This is a genomic window from Labrys sp. LIt4, assembly GCF_017813775.1.
Taxonomy (GTDB): Bacteria; Pseudomonadota; Alphaproteobacteria; order Rhizobiales; family Labraceae; genus Labrys; species Labrys okinawensis_A.
On record NZ_JAGIPY010000034.1, the window covers coordinates 1 to 1,920 of the forward strand.

At 62.6% G+C, this 1,920-nt stretch carries 2 protein-coding genes; both read right to left on the reverse strand.

The window, feature by feature from the left end; translation table 11 throughout:
• Entirely contained in the window at window positions 1-1,257 is a 1,257-nt protein-coding gene (locus tag J8I29_RS29460; RefSeq protein ID WP_209434394.1) for a lipopolysaccharide biosynthesis protein, read from the reverse strand.
• Window positions 1,258-1,264: 7 nt separating this feature from the next.
• Window positions 1,265-1,918, reverse strand: a complete 654-nt coding sequence (locus tag J8I29_RS29465; protein ID WP_209434395.1) for an ABC transporter ATP-binding protein — start codon at window positions 1,916-1,918, stop codon at window positions 1,265-1,267.
• Between the last annotated feature and the right edge of the window lie 2 nt (window positions 1,919-1,920).

A 1,920-nucleotide genomic window follows, 5' to 3' on the forward strand; every position in this document is an offset into this window, starting at 1 on the left:
TCAAGCCAGGTGGCGGCGAATGACGCCCACGAGGCCGATGGAGATGAACCAGGCCAGGATCGAGCCGAGCAGGACCAGGCCGATGGTGAGCACACGGCGCGGATAGCGCGGTTCCTCGGCTTCGGCCGGCATCTCCACGGTGTGGAGATACAGCATCTTCCTTTCGCTGTAGATACGGGCCATGTTCAGGCTGATCGAGGCCTGGGCATAGCGTTTTTCCGCGATCTTCTGCTCCAGATCGAGATTGGCAAAGCGGCTGAGCTTCTGGGACAGGGCGCCATTGTCGCCCTGCTGCTGCATGCTGGTGATGCGGTTCTGCACGCCCTTCACCTGCTCCTTGAGCGAGGCGATCCGCTGGGCGGCCAGGCGCATCTGGGGCGCATCGGCGGCGACATAGGCCGAGCGGGTCGCATATTCGGACTGCATCGTCAGCAGCTGGCCCTCGAGCTGGGTCAGCAGCGTGCCCAGATTCTTGCTCTCCTCCTTGACGTCGAACACGCCTTCGGCGTTGCGGGCCTTCTCATAGGCCACGCGCGTGCTCTTGAGGGCCTCCCCGGCCAGCTGCAGGTCCCGCTCGGAGGCGGCGACGGTGTCCTTGAACATGCGCTCGTTGAGCTGGTTGATCATCGCCTCGCATTGCTGGACCACCGCGGTCGCGATCGTCTTGGCATCGGCGGCGCTGAACGCCCTCACCCGGAGCGTGACGATGCCGGACGGCATGGAGACCGCCGCCGAGGAACGCCGCGTCCAGTAATTCGTGAACTTCTCGATCGGCAACGCCGCATTGAAGCGGGAGAAGTAATCGATCTTGTCGGAGCTGTAATATTTGCGCAGATCGATGGCGTCCTGCAGCTTGGCCACCAGGGCCTGGCTCTCGGCATAGGACACCACGATCATCGTATCCTGCACGATCGCCATCGGCGGCAGGCCGGTGGCCGAGCCGAGATCGTCCATCTTGGGCAGCGCACCGCTGGAGACCGTGAATTTGGCGATCGATTCATACTGGTCGGAGGCGATGAAGCCGAAATAGCCGATCGAAGCGATATTCGGCAGCACCACGACAAGAACCAGCAGCACCAGGCGGATGATGCGTTCGCGCGCCCGCCGGCGCAGGCCCTGTGCTCCGGAAAAGGCCTGCTTGGACCGGCTGGAGAAGCGGGCGCGGCGTGAGGCATCGGACAGCGCCTTGGAGACGGACCGCATGCGTTCGATCGATCTGCCTTGCCGATCGTCGAGTTCAGTCTGGATTTCGTTCATCGATCCGTCAGCGGTTCAAGCGGTTGTACATGGCAATGGCATCGGGCACGTTCGAGTACATGGTCAGCCGTCCATCCGCCAGGACGCCGCCACGGTCGCAAAAGGCCGTGATCGTGGCCATCGAATGGGACACCACGATCAGGCCGGCATTCTTGCGCCTCTCGTCGAAAGCCTGCCGGCAGCGCAGCTGGAACTTGGCATCGCCGACGGCGATGATCTCGTCGATGAGATAGACGTCGAACTCGATCGCCATCGACAGGGCGAAGGCCAGGCGGGCCGACATGCCGGAGGAATAGGTCTTGATGGGCACGTCGAGATAGTCGCCGAGATCGGAGAAGTCCTCCACGAAGCGGGCCGCCCTGGCAATGTCGGCGCCATAGGCCCGGGCCACGAAATGCACGTTCTCCCGCCCCGACATGGCCGGATGAAAGCCGCCCGCAAACCCGATCGGCCAGGATATGCGCACGGATCTGCGGATCCTGCCGCCATTGGGCATTTCCGTGCCCGAAATCAGCCGCAGCAGCGTCGACTTCCCCGCCCCGTTCACCCCCATCAGGCCATAGGAATAGCTGGTATCGAAGATCATCGACACCCGGTCGAGGATCATCTTCCGATGCTTCTCGACCTTGTAGTACTTCGTCACATTGCTGAGTTGAATCATGT